General features: G+C 65.8%; 18 protein-coding genes. 4 read left to right on the top strand and 14 right to left on the bottom strand.

Annotated elements, in window-relative coordinates; all coding sequences use genetic code 11:
* Nucleotides 1–28 precede the first annotated feature (28 nt).
* Nucleotides 29–931, top strand: a complete 903-nt coding sequence (locus tag HMPREF9710_RS09700) for a LysR family transcriptional regulator (protein ID WP_005665889.1) — start codon at nucleotides 29–31, stop codon at nucleotides 929–931.
* A gap of 37 nt (nucleotides 932–968) precedes the next feature.
* On the opposite strand, the gene HMPREF9710_RS09705 is transcribed toward HMPREF9710_RS09700, so the two are convergent.
* Complete coding sequence (locus HMPREF9710_RS09705; protein ID WP_005665891.1) at nucleotides 969–1,418, bottom strand: RrF2 family transcriptional regulator; 450 nt, start codon at nucleotides 1,416–1,418, stop codon at nucleotides 969–971.
* Between the two features lie 159 nt (nucleotides 1,419–1,577).
* Between HMPREF9710_RS09705 and HMPREF9710_RS09710 the strand changes: the two genes are divergently transcribed.
* Nucleotides 1,578–2,204: a response regulator transcription factor gene (locus tag HMPREF9710_RS09710; RefSeq protein WP_005665893.1), complete on the top strand. Its 627-nt coding sequence runs from the start codon at nucleotides 1,578–1,580 to the stop codon at nucleotides 2,202–2,204.
* A gap of 57 nt (nucleotides 2,205–2,261) precedes the next feature.
* Here the strand turns inward: HMPREF9710_RS09710 and HMPREF9710_RS09715 are convergent, their stop codons facing one another.
* From HMPREF9710_RS09715 to HMPREF9710_RS09775, 13 genes are all read right to left on the bottom strand, one after another.
* A complete protein-coding gene (locus tag HMPREF9710_RS09715; RefSeq protein ID WP_005665895.1) occupies nucleotides 2,262–3,809 on the bottom strand; it encodes an HD domain-containing phosphohydrolase in 1,548 nt (515 codons plus the stop codon).
* 82 nt (nucleotides 3,810–3,891) lie between these two features.
* A complete protein-coding gene (locus HMPREF9710_RS09720; RefSeq protein ID WP_005665897.1) occupies nucleotides 3,892–4,641 on the bottom strand; it encodes a flagellar brake protein in 750 nt (249 codons plus the stop codon).
* Nucleotides 4,634–4,993, bottom strand: coding sequence for an EscU/YscU/HrcU family type III secretion system export apparatus switch protein (locus tag HMPREF9710_RS09725; RefSeq protein WP_005665898.1), 360 nt, complete (start codon nucleotides 4,991–4,993; stop codon nucleotides 4,634–4,636). The genes HMPREF9710_RS09720 and HMPREF9710_RS09725 overlap by 8 nt, the downstream gene beginning before the upstream one ends.
* Nucleotides 4,986–6,116, bottom strand: a complete 1,131-nt coding sequence (fliK, locus tag HMPREF9710_RS09730; protein ID WP_005665899.1) for a flagellar hook-length control protein FliK — start codon at nucleotides 6,114–6,116, stop codon at nucleotides 4,986–4,988. The genes HMPREF9710_RS09725 and fliK overlap by 8 nt, the downstream gene beginning before the upstream one ends.
* Nucleotides 6,117–6,131: 15 nt before the next feature.
* Nucleotides 6,132–6,470, bottom strand: coding sequence for a flagellar protein FliT (locus HMPREF9710_RS09735; protein ID WP_229409760.1), 339 nt, complete (start codon nucleotides 6,468–6,470; stop codon nucleotides 6,132–6,134).
* A gap of 5 nt (nucleotides 6,471–6,475) precedes the next feature.
* Nucleotides 6,476–6,928, bottom strand: a complete 453-nt coding sequence (fliS, locus tag HMPREF9710_RS09740) for a flagellar export chaperone FliS (RefSeq protein WP_005665903.1) — start codon at nucleotides 6,926–6,928, stop codon at nucleotides 6,476–6,478.
* 22 nt (nucleotides 6,929–6,950) lie between these two features.
* A complete protein-coding gene (gene fliD, locus HMPREF9710_RS09745; protein WP_005665905.1) occupies nucleotides 6,951–9,590 on the bottom strand; it encodes a flagellar filament capping protein FliD in 2,640 nt (879 codons plus the stop codon).
* Between the two features lie 179 nt (nucleotides 9,591–9,769).
* Nucleotides 9,770–10,117 carry a flagellar protein FlaG gene (locus HMPREF9710_RS09750; protein ID WP_005665907.1) on the bottom strand — a complete coding sequence of 116 codons (348 nt, stop codon included), beginning with the start codon at nucleotides 10,115–10,117 and terminating at the stop codon, nucleotides 9,770–9,772.
* A gap of 85 nt (nucleotides 10,118–10,202) precedes the next feature.
* Nucleotides 10,203–11,654, bottom strand: coding sequence for a flagellin N-terminal helical domain-containing protein (locus HMPREF9710_RS09755; protein ID WP_005665909.1), 1,452 nt, complete (start codon nucleotides 11,652–11,654; stop codon nucleotides 10,203–10,205).
* 321 nt (nucleotides 11,655–11,975) lie between these two features.
* Nucleotides 11,976–13,208, bottom strand: a complete 1,233-nt coding sequence (fliB, locus tag HMPREF9710_RS09760) for a flagellin lysine-N-methylase (RefSeq protein ID WP_005665911.1) — start codon at nucleotides 13,206–13,208, stop codon at nucleotides 11,976–11,978.
* 62 nt (nucleotides 13,209–13,270) lie between these two features.
* The gene (locus HMPREF9710_RS09765) at nucleotides 13,271–14,881 is read right to left on the bottom strand and encodes a sensor domain-containing diguanylate cyclase (RefSeq protein ID WP_005665913.1); all 1,611 of its coding nucleotides are present in this window, start codon (nucleotides 14,879–14,881) and stop codon (nucleotides 13,271–13,273) included.
* Nucleotides 14,882–15,015: 134 nt separating this feature from the next.
* Nucleotides 15,016–15,663: a response regulator gene (locus HMPREF9710_RS09770; RefSeq protein ID WP_005665914.1), complete on the bottom strand. Its 648-nt coding sequence runs from the start codon at nucleotides 15,661–15,663 to the stop codon at nucleotides 15,016–15,018.
* The gene (locus tag HMPREF9710_RS09775; protein WP_005665916.1) at nucleotides 15,660–16,775 is read right to left on the bottom strand and encodes a sensor histidine kinase; all 1,116 of its coding nucleotides are present in this window, start codon (nucleotides 16,773–16,775) and stop codon (nucleotides 15,660–15,662) included. Before HMPREF9710_RS09775 ends, HMPREF9710_RS09770 begins: the two co-directional genes overlap by 4 nt.
* Before the next feature lie 111 nt (nucleotides 16,776–16,886).
* Between HMPREF9710_RS09775 and greB the strand changes: the two genes are divergently transcribed.
* Both greB and HMPREF9710_RS09785 read left to right on the top strand, forming a co-directional pair.
* Complete coding sequence (gene greB, locus HMPREF9710_RS09780) at nucleotides 16,887–17,453, top strand: transcription elongation factor GreB (RefSeq protein WP_005665918.1); 567 nt, start codon at nucleotides 16,887–16,889, stop codon at nucleotides 17,451–17,453.
* Between the two features lie 28 nt (nucleotides 17,454–17,481).
* Complete coding sequence (locus HMPREF9710_RS09785) at nucleotides 17,482–18,075, top strand: biliverdin-producing heme oxygenase (protein ID WP_005665920.1); 594 nt, start codon at nucleotides 17,482–17,484, stop codon at nucleotides 18,073–18,075.
* Nucleotides 18,076–18,203: the final 128 nt, after the last annotated feature.

Genomic DNA, 18,203 nt, shown 5'->3' on the forward strand with positions numbered 1-18,203 from the left:
AGTCAGCAGCTGTCAGTATGATTGATAGATGGCTTTCGATCTCGACCATTTGCGCATCCTGCTCGCCGCTGTCGATGGCGGCTCGTTCTCGGCCGCCGCGCGCGCGCTTGGGCGCGTCCCTTCGGCCATCAGCATGTCCATCGCCAACCTGGAAGCCGAACTCGGCCTGGAACTGTTCGACCGCAGCGGCCGCGAGCCGCGTCCCACCGACCACGCGCTGGCCTTGCTGCCGCAGGCGCGGCTGCTGGTCGAGCAATTGCGGCTGCTGAACCAGCACGCGCTGTCGCTGAGCCAGGACCTCGAGCCTTCGTTGACCCTGGTGCTGGTGCCCGAGCTGATGGCCGCCGCGCCCTGGCACGATGCGCTGCGGGTCCTGTCCGACGAGTTTCCCTTGCTGGAAGTGAATGTGCTGAGCGCCGCGCAAGCCGATGCCCTGGCGATGTTGCAGGATGGCCGCGCCGACCTGGCGCTGGTGTTCGAGCGCTACGGCATGGATCCGCGCGAAGGTTTCCAGGAAGTGGCCCAGGAAACCCTGGTGGCGGTGCTGGCGCCTGACCACCCCTTGCTGGCGCGCGTGCCGGCCGGCGCGATCCGCGACCAGCACCTGCTGGGCGAGCGCCAGATCGTGATGGCCGGCCGCCATGCCGACCAGGTCGACAAGCGCATCGCCATGTCGCGCCTGCAGTGGAAGACCGACAATCCGGTCGCCGCGCTGAGCCTGGTAACCGCGGGGCTGGGCTGGGCCTGGCTGCCCGCCGGCTTCGTGCGTGCGCCGCTGGCGGATGGCCAGCTGTTGCAAATCCCTTCCGCCAATTTCACCAACATCATGAAGTTGTTCGTCGACGTGGTGTGGGCGAACAGCCGTCCCCAGGGCCTGGCGGCACGCCGCTTCGTGACCCTGCTGAACGAGCGCCGCACGCATTCGTCCTGACGCGGTAGATGGAGGAAGCGCGGTCGACGCTGAAGGTTCAGGCGGCCTTGCGCCGGTGCACCGTGACCGGCATGTCGCGCGGACGCGGCTCGGGCAGCAGGGAAGCGAGGGTGTGACGGTCGAGTTCGGCCAGATAGGCGGCGGTGGCATTGCCCAGCACGCTCTTCAGGCCGCAAGCCTTGACCAGGCCGCACGGCGTGCCGTTGGGGTCGAAGCACTCGGCCATGTAGAAGTCGCTCTCGCTCATGCGTACGATGGCGCCGATATTGATGTCCTTCGGTTCGTGCGCCAGGCGAAAACCGCCGTTGCGGCCACGAATGGTTTCGATCGTGCCATTGCGTGCGAGCTCGTTCACCACCTTCATCAGGTGGTTTTTAGAGATGCTGTGCAGGTCTGCGATCTCCTGGATCGTCACCAGGCGGCCGGGATTGCTGCCCAGGTGCAGCAGCGTGCGCAACGTGTAATCGGTGAAGGAGGTCAGACGCATGATCGCCCAAGTATAACGCATTCGCATGCCAGCCTATCGAAGCGCCGCCCGGCGCCTGCCGGCGCATTTTTTACATGGTTTAACTTGCCGGACTTAACTTGTCGTTCCAATATGAACGAACGGGTAGCGTGCCCGACGCAGCCACATCAGGAGTACACCATGCCGACCATCCCATCCGCCGTTCATATCATCCACACCGATCCGGTGATGACCGCCGGCCTGCACGCCATCCTGGCCGGCCGCCAGGAATGGCGCGTCAGCACCCACCCGAGCCAGCCGGAGGCGCGGCAGGTGGCGCGGATGCTGGTCGCCGACTACGACACCGGCCTCGCGCTGGCGCGCCGGCCCGAGCACGCGGGCCTGCGCCGGCCCAGTGTCCTGATCGTCACCCAGCTCGACAAGGAATGGGAGGTGCGCCTCGCGATGGACGCGGGCGTGCAGGGCTATGTGCTGCAGTCGTGCAGCCAGGACGAGCTGCTCGAGGCGGTCGCGTCGCTGGTCCAGGGCCAGCGCTACCTGAGCGAATCGGTGACGCGCAGCGTGGCCGCTAGCCTCAGCCGCGAAACCCTGACCGGCCGCGAGACCGACGTGCTGCAATTGCTGGCCGAGGGCTGCTGCAACAAGTCGATTGCGCGCAGGCTGGGCATCGGCGTCGGCACCGTCAAGACCCATGTGAAGGGCGTGATGAGCAAGCTCGACGCCACCGCACGCACCCATGCGGTGGTGGTGGCCACGCAGCGCGGCCTGATCCGTCCGGGCAGCGGCATCCGCAGCGCCTGTAACTGATCGATCGGAATGCGGCCCCCGATGGTCCTGGGGCAAGCAAAGGAACACGACGGGCTCTCAGATGAGTCCGAGAGTCAGGGCCTTGAGAGTGGCGGCGGCGCGGGTCGAGCAATCGAGCTTGCGGAAGATGCTCTCGACGTGGGTGCGCACGGTGCTGGGGCTGATGCGCATGGCGCGCGCGGCCTCCTTGTTGCTCTCCCCGAGGCTGATGCGCTGCAAGACCTCGGCCTCGCGCGCCGACAGCGTGGCGCGCACCGGCGCGCCGGCGCTGCCGTGCGCGCCACCTGCGGCCCCCGCGCCCGCCGTTCCCGTTCCATGTGCCGGCGTGGGGCGGACGCCCGCCGCCGCGGCCAGCACGGCGTCGACCGTGGCGCGGTCGAAGCGGCCGCCCGTCACCTGGGCCTCGAGCAGGGCGATAGCCGCCGCCGGCTCGTGGGCTGCGCGCCATGGCCGTGGCGAGCGCAGCGCCGCCCAGGCGGCGGCCACGCCCAGCAGGCGCTGCGGCGCGCCGAGGGCGCTCGCGTCCAGGCTGCGAAAGTAGCCGCTGCCGTCCAGCCGCTCGTAGACGTGCGAGGCCAGTTGCGCGTCCGGCCCCAGGCCGTCGATGCGGCTGCCGGCGCGCGCGGTCCAGTAGGGCACCAGGCGCACCGCTTCCCAGTCGGCGGCGCTCAACCTGCCGCTGCGTTCCCACACCGTGTTGGTCACCGCCGCGCGCCCGATCCCGTGCAGCAGGGCGGCGCGCGCAACAAGGCGCTGCTGCGCCTCGGGCAGGCCCGCCAGCTGCGCCGCCTCCTGCGCCAGCAGCGCGACGCGGCGCGAATAGCCAGCCAGCCAGGGCAGTTTCAGTTCGATCATGTCGGCCACCAGGGTGAGCGGCGCCGACACCGGAAGAAAATCCGGCTGCGGCGATGGCGCTTCGGTGGACTCCAGCTCGTCGAGCCAGGCGCGCGCGTGCGGCGCCACGAGCGCCACCAGGCGCGCCGGGTACTTGACGTCGCCCAGCTGCGCGATCATGTCCAGCGCGCGCTCGACGCCATGCACGCGCGCCAGGATCTCGAGGTCGCCGCCCAGCGCCGCGTGGTACACCACGTTCGGCACTTCGTCGCCGCGCAGGCGGAGCGGAACGCCGCTGCCGTCATAGTGCTCCCACACGTGGCGCAAGCCGCTTTCGACCGCGGCCGGCAAGCCCAACATGGCGGCGATGTCGCCCGCGACTTCGCAGTGGACTTCGGCCAGCCCGGTGGTGTCGGAGAGGCGCGCCGCCTGCCGGGCATCGAGGGTGCGGCTCATCAGCGCGTGGCGCGCGCCGACGTCGTCGCCCAGCATCGCGGCGAAGCCGGCCGCGTTGGCGGTGCAGCCCGACCAGCGCAGCAGCGCCACCATGCGCGCGTGCTCGCAGGCCGCGGCGTTGGCGCCGGCCGCCGCCGCCACGCGCGCGGCCAGGCGCGCGGCGCGCTCCGACCCGTCGATCGGCTGGCCCATGCTCAGGTCGCCGACGATGGCGAGCAGTCCCATGGCCTGGGACAGGGTTGCGGTGTCGTGGCCGTGCAGGGCAGCCGCGGGAAGCGACAGGGAGGGGGCGGATGCGCGCGCGGCCGGGTCCATCGATCGTCGTTTAATGGGGGGCATGTCCGATGCGGCGCCGGCGCCTGTTACACGGCGCCGGCGCCGCAGGCCGCCTGAAGGTTCAGGCCAGGCCGGCGAGCTTCGCGTTGCGTTCGCGTTCGAGCTTGGTGATGTAGCGCTGCACCGCGGCCAGGCCGCCGCGCGAGATGTCGACGAACTGGCAGCCCAGGCGGCGGCTGGTCTTGTGGTTCAGCAGGGTGAGGTCGAGCGAGTTGCGGATCTCGAGCGAGGTCGCGATCGGCCCGATCTCGGGCAGCTCGATGCGGCAGCCCTCGATCACGCGGCCGACGCTGGCGCTTAGCTGGAGCTTGTTGTCGAGCAGGGCGACGCCGCCGACGCTGATGTCGTGCAGCGGGAACACGCCCATGCCGCCGCCGGCGTCCATCGGCACCGGCACCAGCGCGCGCACCGGATTGCTGACCGGGGTCGGCATGCGGTAGTACTCGCGCCGCTGCAGGCGGATCAGGGTGGGCGGGATATCGGCGCGCAGCGCGGGCTCGCCGCGCCAGGTGGTGGGGCCCAGGCCGTCGGCGCCGAACAGGATGCGGATCTTGTCGAGCGTGGTTTCGCATTTCACGCGGCCGGCGGCCACGATGCGCTCGTTCTGGGCGCGCTCCACCGAGCGGTCCAGCACCACGGTGCCGCTGTCCTCGTCGACCGCCAGGATCGAGGTGACGCAGACGTCGGCCTCGCCCTTGATCAGCATGCGAATCAGCTGGTTCTTTTCTCCGATCTGGCGCAGCAGGGCCACGATCTCGCGGCGGGATCCGACTTCGTAGTCGTGCCAGTCTTCCAGTTCTGCTTCAATCATCGCTTGCATCTGTCCTTGCCGCTAATTCCGTTGGGAGGTGGGGCGTCGGATCGGGCGCGGGAGGCAACAGCCCACCATGTTGTCGAGCCGACTCTATATGATATAGCCATGCCAACAGTTCCGCAATTGCCCGATACAGGGCGGGCGGAATCTCGCGGTCGAGATCGACCTGCATCAGCAGCGACACCAGCTCCTTCGATTCGTGCACGAACACGCCGGCATCCTGGGCGCGCCGGATGATCTGCTCGGCGACCATGCCGGAACCCTTGGCCACCACGGTTGGCGCGCGCTCGCCTGCCCCATAGGCCAGCGCCACGGCGTTCTGGCGCCGCTTGTCGGCCGATTCAGGCATCGCCCGCATCCTTCGCATCCGGCTTGCCGGCGCGCGCGCGCGCATCGAAGCCGGCCAGCGGCGTGCCCACCGCATCGAGGGCGCTCGCCAGTTCCGGCATGTGCTCGCGCAGCAGGCCGGCGGTGGCGTCGTCGGCCGCCGCGAACTGCACCTGCAGGCTTCCGTTCACCATGCGCAGCTGCGCCTCGAGTTCGCCCAGCTGCGGAAAGCGCAGGCGCAGGCGCGAGTGCCAGATGGCCTGCTCGCCGCCGCCATCGCCATGGGCCTCGCGCTGCACGTCCCATTCCATCGGCTGGCCCGGCCACAGCTGGCCCTTCCAGGCCAGGTGCGATTGCTCCTGGGCCGCCAGCTGCATGCTGATGAATTGCGCAGTCGCGGGATCCTGCGCATTTGGGCGTGCGCCGCCCTGCGCAGCCTGCTGCTGCGGCTCGTTCGCCAGTTCGGACAGGGGCAGGGCGCCACGCGCCCATTCGGCCACGTGCGATTCGTAGAACAGGCCGCTCTTGCCGAACGCCTGCTGCAGGCCGGCGGCAAGCAGGGCCGGATCGGTGCCGGGGCCGGGCGCCAGCGGCGCGCGGCCGACGATGCTCGAGAGCTGGCTGTCGGCCTTCTGGGCCGCGGCCAGCACGCCGGCCAGGGCCTGGGCGGTGGGACTCAAGGTGGTGTTCTTCGCCTCGGTGCCGCCGGCGAACGCTTGCGCGCCGAGCGCGGCGCCGGATGCCAGCAGGGCGCCGGCGCGGCCGACGGCGGCGCCTTCGCGGTACGACAGCGGCGCATGCGCGCCGTCGGCGTCTTCTTGCGGCGCGGGGCCGGCTTCGGCAAAGGCGGTCGTTGTTTGCGATCCGACCTGGAAGGTGGGGCGCGGATGCAGGCCGACCAGGGTCATCGGCACGTCGGCGCCGACCTGGGCGCCGGGAGGCAGCTGCATGCGGGCCTGGGTGTCGGCGAACTTGACGACGAAGGTGCCATCCAGCAGCCGGGCCTGGACCGCGCCGTGGATGGCCTTGCCCAGCAGCGGCGCGATCTCGCGCGCGAACGCCTGCTGGCGCGGATCGGCGGCCTGCTCGGCCGGCCGGGCCGCAGTGACAGGCGTGACGCTGCCGACGAGTTCACGCGGCAGCATCCAGCCCTCCCATCATCAGACGCCGTAGGCGCGCACGACGCGGCGTTCGGTCGAGGTGCTCTTCATCAGCGACGACAGGTGCGCCATCCATGGCGTGGTGAGGTCGCGGATCTGGCGGTCGGTGTCGAGCATGCGGCGGATCGCGTTGACCTTGCGCAGGCGCTCCTGGCCGCCCAGCGGCGCGCCGCCTTCATTCGCTTTCAACCGATTCGCATGGCGCGCGCATTCCTGCTCCAGTTCGGCCAGGCGGTCCCACTCGTTGGCGCTGGCCGCATCGAGCATGCGCTCGGTGATGCCGACCATGGTTTCATAGGTGGTCACGACTTCCTGTCCGCTCATCGTCATCGTCGTCATCTCTCTCAGGCGCTCATCAGGGTAGGGGCTTTCTGGATCGCGGGCGGCATCGGCTCGGCCGCGGCCTGCTGCTCGCCGATCTGGACCCAGGCTTCGCGCAGGTTCGCCATCAGGCCGTGAATCTCTTCGACGATGGCGGCGTCGTTCTTGATGTTCGCTTCCAGCAGGCGGCGGCTCATGTAGTCGTACAGGGCGTCGAGATTGGCGGCGATTTCGCCGCCGGCCTTCTTGTCGAGCGAGGCGCGCAGGCCGTTGTCGATGATCGTGATGGCCTTCGAGATCGAGGCGCCCTTGGTGGCGATGTTCGACGACTTGATGCCGTTGATCGCGCTGAGCAGGGCGACGATCACGCCGTCGTACAGCATGACCACCAGCTTGTGCGGCGAGGCCGAAGCGACGCCGGTTTCCAGGCCGACCGTGGCATAAGCGCCGACGCCGCGTTTAGGGGTTCCAAACATGTGATTCTCCAGTGATGCTCAATTAACCCCAGTTGGCCGACAGGGTCGCCAGCTGCTGGGTAAGATAGTTAGAGGTCGACTGCATCGAGGCCAGCATGGCGTCGAGCGCGACGAACTGCGCGCGGTAGCGCTTTTCCATGCTTTCCAGGCGCGTCTCGAAGCGCGAACGCTGTTCGGCAACCGACTTGATCGAGGCGTTCAGGCCGTCGGTCTTGCTCTTGAGCAGACTGTCCTTGCCGACGAAGCCGGTCGCCAGGTTGTTGAGCTGGTAGGCGAAGCCCTGCGAAAAGGTGACCGAGCCGCGGTCGCCCACCAGGCCGCCGGTGATCGACACCTGGATGCCTTCGGCAGACGAGCCGGGCGCTGCGGTCAGCGATTGACCATTGCCGGTGGCGGCGACGCCGCCGATGGTGCCTTCGACGTCCTTGCCCTTGGTCGGGGTCGCGCCGCCGAAGATGCTGTCGACCGGGCTGCCGCTGACGCCGGCGATCGAGATATTCGACACATCGCCGTACTTGCTCGACGACAGCGTCAGGCGGCCATCGTCGCCGACCGAGGCCTCGACCGTGTCGCCGGCGCCGGCGAAGGTGGAGTTGCCGTTGATCGCGGAGCGGATCAGCGCGGCCAGGTCGTCGTTGCTGTAGGTGCCGGCCTGGAGCTTGATTTCCTGCGTCTTGCTTTCGGTGACCGGGTCGGTCTGGTTCAGCGTGACGCGCCAGACGGTGTTCGGGGCGATCGTGGTCGAGCCGGTGAGGGCGGCGCTGCTGACCAGGTTGCCCTGGGTCGCCAGGCTGGTGATGCTGATCGCATACGTGCCCGGCTTGGTGGCTGCGCTCGACTTGTCGAACTTGATTATGTTGTCGGTGGTCGAGCCCATTGCCGCGAACAGGCCGCCGAAGTCGGCCGCGTTCTCGGTGATCGCTTTGTTGAGCTTGGTCGAATCCACCTTCAGGCTGCCGTCCTGCTGGAAACCGATGCCAATCTGCGTCAGCGAGTTCAGCTTGCCGCCGGTGCCTTCCATCACGGCGCTGATCTGGCGCCGCAACTGGCTCTGGATCGAACGCACGCTGGCGTCGCCCTGCAGGATCCCGCCCGTGCCGGTTTCGGCGTTGTAGCTGGTAAGGCCGGTAATCGTCTTGTTCAGGTCGTTGTATGCCTTGACGAAGTCGTTCACCGCAGTGGTGATCGCCGCCGTATCCTTGGACACGGTGAGCGTCGTGCTGCCGAGCGAGGTGACGTCCAGCGTTACACCCTGGATCGCATCCGTGACAGTGGTGCTGTCGCTCTTGATCTCGATGCCGTTCATGTTCAGCTTCGTGCTCTGGGCGCCGGCCGTCTGCGTCAGGTTCTGCACGCCCGCCGGGTCGTAGCCGAGCATGGCGGCAATGGCTGGATCGCCCGCATCGCCGTCCTCGCCGGCGACGCTGATCTTCATCGTCGTTGCCTCGCCGGTCTTGTTCGAGGTCAGCACAAGGTGGTAGGGCTTGGCGCTGCCATCCGACACGATGGTCGCCGTGACACCCATGTCGGCCTTGTTGATGGCGTCGCGGATGCCCTGCAGCGACTGGTCGCCCGCTTCCAGGGTGATGGTCTTGCTGTTGATGGCGCCGTTGAGCGAGAAAGCGGAGTCCAAATGGGAGCCGACGCTGCCCGCGGTAAAGCCGGCGGCAGCCGGGTTGGTGCCGCCGACCACGATCTGGTTGCCGTCGTTCGAGCGCAGGGTGACGCCGGCCGTCGCACTGAAAGTCGAACCCGCATTGGCATCGGCAGGGTCCTTGCCGATGCCGCCGCGCACGGTCCCGGTCACGGTCTCCGTGATGTCGATGGTCGAGCCGTCGGACGCGGTGAACTGCAGCGTGCCGTCTTCGGCGCTGCCGCTGACGGTGATGTTGGCGGCCGCCAGCGCATTGCGGGTGCCGGCGCTGGCCAGGGCGGTATCGAGGTCGGTCGCGGTCAGTGGCGCACTGCTGCTGTTCAGGCTGGCCAGCTGCACGCCGGCGACCGACAGCGCATAGCTGGCGCCGTTGTCCATGCTGACCTGGCCGAAGTTGTCGAACAGGCCGCTCTGGGTGGTGGTGGTGCCGGCGGTGGCGACGACGCCGGTCTTGTCGCTCTGTGCATTGATGGCCTCGGCCAGGGCGCGCGCGCTGCGCGTGGTCGGACCGGTGCTGATCGCGATCCCGTTCAGGCTCAGGGAGCCGTTGCCGATGCCGCCGCCTGCGGCGCCTGCGCCCAGCGCAGCGCCGGTGGCGCCGAACGTGCCGCCGGTGACGGTGCCGAACTGGAAGGTCAGGGTGGTCGGGGTGCCGGAACCGATGGTGGCGGTGGTGGTGGCAAAACCGCTGGTCTTCAGGCTCTGGGCCTGGGCCAATTGGGTCACGTTGACCTTGTAGCGGCCCGGCACGGCGCCGTTGCCGGCGGTGCCGGAAAGGATGTCCTTGTTGGCGGAGGAAGCGCTCAATCCCTGGAAGGTGGCCGGCTGGTTCAGCGACGTCAACGCGCCCTGGAACACGCCGACGGCAGCGCTGACCTGATTGAGGGCCGCCGCGCGGGCCTGGAATGCCGCCGTCTTCTTGTCATAGTTGGCAAGAGGCGCGGACTCGGCCTGCATCAGCTGGCTGACGATGGTGTTGATGTCTAGCGAGGTTGAACTGACGGCCACTTGTTTCTCCCGTGAAAGCGATATCGTATGTGATTATCGACAGAAACAAAGCGGACTTAAGAGCGGTAAATGCGGCTTTATTTTGATTTTGCTGAACAGCATCCGGTAACCGGCGCGGTATGCCGATGAAAAAAGCGCCACATCCTCGCGGATGTGGCGCTTCATGGCGGCGCTGGCGGTCAGGCGGTTTGCCGGATCAGCAATCCCTGCATCTTGTCGATCGACTTGGCCATTTCCAGGGCTTCTTCGGTGGGGATCTGGCGAACCACCTCCTTGGTGCTCTGGTCGATGAGCTTGACGACGACTTGCTTGCTATCCTCGTCGATCTCGAATTCCAGGCTTTGGGCCGAAGGCGGCATGGCCTCGTTGAGCTTCTTGACGGCGGCCGACACTTCTTCCTTGCCCGGTGCGGAGGCTGGCGCGTCGGGGGCCTGCTGGCGCCCCACGACCGCAGCTTGCCCGGCCACCGCGGCTGGACGTTCATCCAGCTTCGGTGCGGGCGACGAACCCATTGATTGGATCTGCATGTCGATTCCCCTAGTAAAAATTCCCCGGCTGAATTTCTTCAGCCGAGGAACCGCTTACTTCGCGTTGTCGTTACTGCCTGGGCGATCAGCCACGCAGCAGCGACAGGACGCCGTTCGGCAGCGAGTTGGCCTGGGCCAGCATCGAGGTGCCAGCCTGCTGCAGAATCTGACCACGGGTCATGTTCGCGGTTTCGGCAGCGAAGTCGGTGTCGACGATGCGGCTGCGCGATGCCGACAGGTTTTCGGTCGACGAACCCAGGTTCGAGATCGCCGATTCGAAACGCGACTGCAGTGCGCCGTATTCAGCGCGCTTGCTGTTGACCGAGGCTAGCGCTGCGTCAGCAGTCTTGATCGCCAGCTGGGCGCCGTCAAAGGTACTGATGTCGAGGTCAGCCACCGATTTCAGAGCCGATGCACCACTGGTAGTGCCGGCAGCCAGACCCCAGCCACTTGCATCCGTCACCGAGAAGCTCTTTTCCGAGTCCATGGTGATGGTTCCCTTGGCGGTAGCAGCGCCGCCGGCAGCTGCCATGGTTGCCGCGCCAACAGAGGTGCCATCGGTTTTGTAAGTGTCCAGGGTTGCGGTCTGGCCAACGGTGGTGTTGGTCAGCTGGATGTCATTGCCTTCCGCATGGGTCAGCTTGACGCCACCGGATTCGTCGTACGACGCGGTAACGCCGGTTTTGGCCGATTGCGCATTGAAGGCACTGATGGCTGCGGCATAGCCGTTCGCGTCCTGCTTGCCGACCGAGAACGAAATGGTGACCGCGTCGGTGGTGTTGTCGCCTTTCAGCGTGAACGTGTACGACTTGTCTGCCGTGGTAGCCTTGAGCAGTGCTTCGGTCTTTGCGGTGGCGGTCACGCCGGTGTCGCCGCTCAGCTTGTTGATACCTGCTGCAGTGGTCTTGGCCGTTTCGCCAGCACCGACGGTGTGGGTCTTGGAACCTTCCGAGCCATTGATCACCAAGGCGCCGCCGGTCAGGGCAGTGGTGCCAGCCGCTTTTGCATTGTTCTCCAGGCGGTTGTTGCCGTAGGTCGTAGTGTTGAAGTTCGCGCCCGTCATCGAGATCAGCTGGCCTGCGTTGGCGCCGACCTGGAAGTTCGCGGTACCCATCGAACCGTCCATCAGCTTCTGGCCGTTGAATTCGGTGGTGTTGGCGATACGGTTCAGTTCCGAGGTCAGTTGGGTGACTTCGGTCTGCAGGGCCTTGCGGTCGCTGGCCGAGTTCGACGAGTTCGACGATTGCACTGCCAGCTCGCGGATACGCTGCAGGATGTCGCCCGAGCTTGCCAGGGCGCCTTCTGCGGTTTGGGCCATCGACACGCCATCGTTGGCGTTGCGGGTGGCTTGGGTCATGCCCTTGATCTGCGACTGCATGCGATCGGAGATCGCGAGGCCGGCGGCGTCGTCCTTGGCGCTATTGATGCGCAGACCCGACGACAGGCGCTGGATCGAGGTGTTCAGGGAAGCTTGCGAGGACGACAGGTTACGCTGCGAGTTGAGGGATGCAACGTTGGTATTGATGACGGATGCCATGGTGTCTACTCCAGAGACGTGGTCTTTCAGGGTGCAGCGACCTTGCTGCTGTGTACTTTGGTCCGTCGCGCTGTTCCGCGACGTTCAAACCGCTGTTGTTGCTGGTAACGGTGCCCTATGGAAAAAGTTTAGGGCCACGTTTGAAAAAATTGAGAGTTTTCAAGCACATCGGCCAAGCATGGCGTCTCTTGGCGGCAATTGAATGAGGAACTTTAGGGATAAAAAAGTTTTTTTTGCAGGCTAAATTTGTTTCCGCAACTGGCCGGGCAGGGCCGAGCTCAGCTGATTTGTTGTCGCGCTTGCAGTGACCGATGGTCCGGATCAGGTCCGGAGTAATGTATATAGCTTGCTCATTTCCGCCCATCCGCTTTCGAACAAGGAATCCTTGACGCGATTGGAGTAGGCGGGATCATGCTGGAACCGGCGACACTGCATCTGCGCCGTCGCCGCCAAGGTGGCTAACGGTGGCACGTCGCCTGCCGTATTGCACTGCACGGCCAGCAGCGTGCGAAGCAGGCCAAAGCGCGCGATCAGGCGCAAGTAGCTTTCATAGGGATTGTTGCCGTTGAATGGAACAAGCTGGCTAAACATCTCATTCACAACATAATTCTCAAGAAACCATGGGGCCTCCAACAGCGCTTCATCCAGGCGTTCCAGACCATGCCGGTAGGCCGTGACCAACCGCTCAGCGCTGACCTGGCCATACACATCAGCTCCAAATTTGGACGCGATCTGTTCGATCATGCTCTTTTGGAAAGGCGATACGGTATCGAATCCTTTGGCAGCCCACAGTGTGGCAAAAACCATTGCTTGGGCTTCGTGATTTGGCTGGATGCTATTCAGCGTTGCTAATAGCTCGCCGTTTTCGATCAAGTGCACAAAATCGTTGATCAAGGCAGGGATAGTGGCCTGCTCGTTTCTGATGCAGAGATGGGTCAAGGCATCGCAGAACGTGCCAAGTATCGCAAGGCGCTGCCACAAGGCGAGTTCGCGCGTACGCATCAGGTTCAGGCAGAAAATCCGGGTTTCGACCATCAACTCGGGTGTCACACCGGCGCATTGGCTTACCTCGAGGAGCGCGGAGCCACGCAGATGGACCGGTGTCTCAACGAATTCGAATGCATCCTCAGCCAGCAATGCCAGACGCGCTGCCTCGGGGCACGACAAGGTAATCGTCTGCTCAACCTGGCCGTGGAGCCTGCGGTTAGTTCGAGGATAGGAATGGCATACATTGGGCAAATAGGATTCGCCCAGGTTCGACTGCACCGAGCACATGCCATCAGCGAGCGCAGGACACTGCTTGAGTTCACCAACCGGTCTGATGACAGCATAGCCGCCGTTCGATGTCATTTCATCCAGGCGCACGGTATTGGCGACCATGTTTTCGAGTGCGGGGACTGATTCCTTACGGTAGGCCTTGTACGTTTTCTTGTCTACCTGAACAATCCAGCCAGAACAGCACGTATCTTCGCAGCTCGGTCCAATGCAGCGGAAGCGCTCCACGAAGCGCGGCATGAGGGCGGACAGGGTCTGGGTGCGATGCAGGATGGGCATGGTCTGGACAGTCGATCTGGTTGGACATAACACCGCGTAGTGTATGCCAAGCAAGTCTTCCCTCAATCCGCGATCACCACCCGATTCTTCCCGCTATTCTTGGCTTGGTACATCGCCTTGTCGGCGCGCGCCATCAGCGACGCCTGCTCTTCGTTGGGCACCCGGAGCGCCACCCCGCACGAGAACGTGATGAGCATCTTCTCGTTATCGTGCAAGAAAAAGTGCTTGGTCAGCTCGCGCTGCACTCGCACCATCGCCGCCGCCGCCGCCTCGACCGTGGTCTCCGGCAGCAGGATCAGGAATTCCTCGCCGCCGAAGCGGGCGATCACGTCCATCGAGCGCAGCGTCTCGCGCACCACCTTCACCAGGTGCTTGAGCGCGGCGTCGCCCGCCATGTGGCCATAGGTGTCGTTCAGGCGCTTGAAGTTGTCGAGGTCGAGCAGGGCCACGCACAGCGGCGTCTTGCGCCGGTCGGCGCGCGCGCTCTCGCGTTCGAACACATCGTCCAGGCCGCGGCGGTTGAGGCTGCCGGTCAGCTGGTCTTCGCGCACCAGTTCGCTCATATGCTGGAGCTCGGCTTCCAGCTCGCGAATGCGCTGCTCGGCCTCCTGCACCTCTTTATGCGCGCTGACCATGCGGTCGCGCGAGGCCAGCGCCTCGTCCTGGGCACTGCGCATCTCGCGCAGCACTTCGTCGAGCACGCCGTTGATCTCGTTCACGTCGGTGGCCTTGCCGATGCGTTCCGAGAAGCCGCCCAGCCTGGCGTGGTAGTCGCTGGTGGCGGCGGCGGCCGAGCCGAGGCGGTCGATGAAGGTCATCATCATGTTCTTCATCGCCCCGCGCACGTCGTCGATGCCGTGCTTGAGGTGGCCCTGCTTGATGATCACGTCCTTCAGGCCGCGGGTGGCGTCTTCCAGCGCGCGCGTGTCGAGCGGGCCCTTGATCAGGTCCTGCACCACCAGCACCTGGCCGCGCATATAGTTGTCGTCGTCGAGCAGGCCTTCGATATTGTCGAGCAGCAGGCGGAACAGGCGCAGCAGCAGTTCCTGCCGTTCGGCGCCGTCGTCCTTGCGCAGCTCGATCTGGAAGCACAATTGCTTCAGGCGCGCCGCGATGTCCTGCAGTTCGGATTCGCCGACGGCGGTCTTCACCAGGGCGCCCAGCGCCTCGGCCTCGGCCGACAGTTCGGCGTCGCCGCTCAGCAGCGAGGCGCAGGCGAAGGACAGGGTGCGCGCCAGCATCTCGCGCAGCAGGACGGTGTCCGGTTCCTCGTCGCCCAGGGCCATCACCGGGGTGTTGCGGCGCAAATGACGCTCAGACATTTGTCCCAGCGCCTGGGTATAGCCGGTCCAGTCTTCCAGCTTGACCGCGCGCGTCATCCGGCGGCCGTACTCCGACAGCTCGCCCGGCGTCTCGGCCATGCGGCGCGCGAAGCCGGCCAGGACCTCGATCGCGCCCGAGTCCGGCGCGGGAGCTACTGCCGGCGGCGCCGGCGGAATGCCGGCGATCTCGTCATAGATGGCGCGGTAATTGTCCGGCGTCGGCGCGATGCGGCGCGTGGCGAGGCGGCGGAACGCCTCGCGTGCGATTTCAGCGGGATTCGCAGCGGGATTCGCAGCAGGATTGGCTGGCTGGTTCACGGCGGGCGCGGCGGGAGTGGACGAGATGGACATGGATGACTGCGCAATGACGAATTCGCGGGATTGGCGACATGATAATCAGCTTTTTTGCCATGCATCAATTAAAAAACAGTAACATAGTCCTTGAGCGCACCGGTTGCCGCCGCAGCGCAACGAAAATGTCACATTCAGTCCACCAAACCGTTACGGATGGCGTAGGTCGTCAGCTCGGCGCTGGTCTTGAGTTTCATTTTGACCAATAAACGAGCGCGGTATTCGCTGATGGTCTTGACCGACAGCGACAGCTCGCGCGCGATCTCGCTGACCGTCATGCCGGAGGCGATCATGGTCAGGGTCTGGTACTCGCGGTCGGACAGGCCTTCGTGCACCGCCGCCTCGTGGTCGGCGCCGATCGAGCTGGCCAGGGTCTGGGCCAGCGCCGCGCTCACGTATTTCTGGCCGCCCGCCACCTGGCGGATCGCCGTCACCAGCTCGCGCGGCGCGCTCTGCTTGGTGAGATAACCGGACGCGCCGGCCTTCAGCGCGCGGATCGCGTACTGGTCTTCGCGGTGCATCGACAGCATCAGCACCGCCAGCTCGGGCCGGTCTTTCTTTATTTGCTTGAGCACGTCGATGCCGTTGCGGTCGGGCAGCGAGATATCGAGCAGCATCACGTTGGCCTTGGACTTGCCCACCAGCCGGGCGGCGTCGACGCCGTTCTCGGCCTCGCCGGCGACATTGATGTCGCGCTGCTCGGCCAGGATCTGCTTCAGGCCCTCGCGCACGATGGCATGGTCGTCGGCGATGAAAACGCGGATGTTTACTTTGTCGGTCATTCTTCTTCTTGCGCTGCCTTGTGGGCCGCCGCCTGCTGCGCGGCAGGCCTGGATGCCAGCCTGGTCTTGATGGTCACCATCGTGCCACCTCCGGGCGCGGACGACAAGGCCAGCGTGCCGCCCAGCGCGCTGGCGCGCTCGCTCATGCCGCGCAGGCCGAACGATTGCGGCTTGAGGCGGTCGGCGGGCTGGATGCCGCGGCCGTTGTCGCAGATCGCCAGGGTGAGCAGGTTGCGCTGGCGCCGCAGCGACACCGTGACCCGGGTCGCATTGGCATGCTTGGCGACGTTCGTGAGCGCTTCCTGGAAGATGCGAAACAGCGCGCTCGCATGGTCGGGCTCGAGCTCCAGGTCCTCATCGTCTCGATGCGGACAGCGCATGATGACGGCGATCCCCATCTGCTTCTCGAATTCGCGCGCCTGCCACTCCAGTGCGGCGACGATGCCGAGGTCGAGCGTGCTCGGGCGCAGGTCGAGCGAGATGCGGTGCACCGCCTCGATGGTGCGGTCGACCAGGCCGTCGACGTAGTTCGCCTTGTCGTGCAGGTCCGGCTGGTCTGGCGGCAGGCGCGCCGACAGCATGGCCAGCGCCATCTTGATCGCCGTGAGGTTGCCGCCCAGGTCGTCGTGGATCTCGCGCGCGATGCGGGTGCGCTCGTCTTCCTTGGCCTGCTCGATATGCGCGGTCAGCTCGGCCAGGCGCTCGCGCGAACGGTGCGATTCTTCCTGCTCCTGCTTGCTTGCCGTGATATTGGTCATGATGCCATCCCACTGTACCGCGCCGTCCTCGCGGGTGTGCGGGGTGGCGCGCAGGTTGATCCACTTGACGTCGTTCCAGGCCGGGATGCGGATCCGTCCTTCCCAGTTCCAGGCCGCCAGGGCGGCGGCCGACTGCCGCATCGCCTCGTGGTAGGCGCGCCGGTCTTCCGGCAGGATCAGGCTTTCGAACAGCGCGGGATCGGCCTGCAGCTCGCCGGGCGCCAGGCCGAGCAGCGCACTGCAGCCTTCGTTCAGGCAGGGGAAGCTGGTGCTGCCGTCGGGGTGCAGGACGAACTGGTACACCAGGCCGGAGGTGGGAGGATGTTCGGTATGGAAAGGAGAGGGCAGGCTCATTGTTTTGTCTCGTCGTTTCTTTTGCGTGCACTGCTTTGGCTTGTCTGCATCATACGATAAAAGCGCGCGAATCCTGGCGCAGGCGACGCCAAGTCTCGTTACAATAAGGTCATGAATAAGGCATTTGTAAAAGAGTCCGATAACGACGACGAAGAAGAATCTTTGGCCCTGGCGCAGGCGATTCCTGCCGGCGCCAAGAATTACATCACCCCGGCCGGCTACCAGCGCATCAAGGACGAGCTGCTGCAGCTGATCGACGTCGACCGGCCCGAGGTGGTGCGCATCGTGCACTGGGCCGCGTCGAACGGCGACCGTTCCGAGAATGGCGACTATATCTACGGCAAGCGCCGCCTGCGCGAGATCGACCGCCGCATCCGCTTTCTCACCAAGCGCATGGATTCGGCCTTCGTGGTCGACCCGACTGTTCATTACGGCAACGACCAGGTCTTTTTCGGGGCCACGGTGAGCTACATCAACAAGGCCGGCGAAGAGCACACCGTCACCATCGTCGGCGTGGACGAGCTCGATCCTTTGAAGGGCAAGATCAGCTGGGTGTCGCCGGTGGCGCGCGCCCTCACCAAGTGCCGCGAGGGCGACGTGGTGCCGCTGCAGACGCCGCTCGGCATGGACGAGTTGGAGATCATCTCGGTCGATTATCCCGAACCCGTGGCCGACTGAGTTCCGGGTTGGCTGCTAAGATGAGGTCATGAACCGACCTCACGACCCGGCGTCCGACCTGGACGCCCTGGCCGCGCTGCGCGCCGCCACTTCCGCACGCCACGAACGGCTCGACAGCGGCTTGCCGTTGTCCAGTCCTGCCCCCGATGTGCACGACTATGCCACGCACCTGACGATGGTGCGCGACTGGCTGGCGCCGCTGCAGGGCTGGCTGGACGGCTTCGCCGACGGTCCGCAGACGGTCTTGCCGGCGCTCGGGCGGCTGGCGTTGATCGATGCCGATCTGAATGAGCCGGGCATGCCGCCGCTGCGCGCGCCGTCCCACCCGCATGCCTGGCCGCAGGATGCCAGCGCCGCCTACCGCTGGGGCGTGGCCTACGTGATCGAAGGATCCCAGCTGGGCGGGAAGGTGTTGTACGGCAAGCTGGCCGAGCCGCTGGGGCCGCATCCGCTGCGTTACCTGCGCGGGGCCGACGAAGGCCCGGGGCCGCGCTGGCGCGCGTTCATGCTCGCGTTGAAAGAAAACGTGAAGTCGCCGGACGAGATTGGCGACGCATGCGCGGGGGCGTGTGCGGCGTTTGACAGCATCCTGGCGCTAAGCGTCGTCGGCAAGGCTGCCTGACAACGGCCCACATCCTCAGCGCGTCGTTCCCGCGCAGGCGGGAACCCAAGACCGCTCGAGCAACGGCTACGGTTGATGTTAACTCGCGGCAGAAGACTGGGGTTCCCGCCTGCGCGGGAACGACGTGG

Source organism: Massilia timonae CCUG 45783 (assembly GCF_000315425.1).
Classification (GTDB): Bacteria; Pseudomonadota; Gammaproteobacteria; order Burkholderiales; family Burkholderiaceae_D; genus Telluria; species Telluria timonae.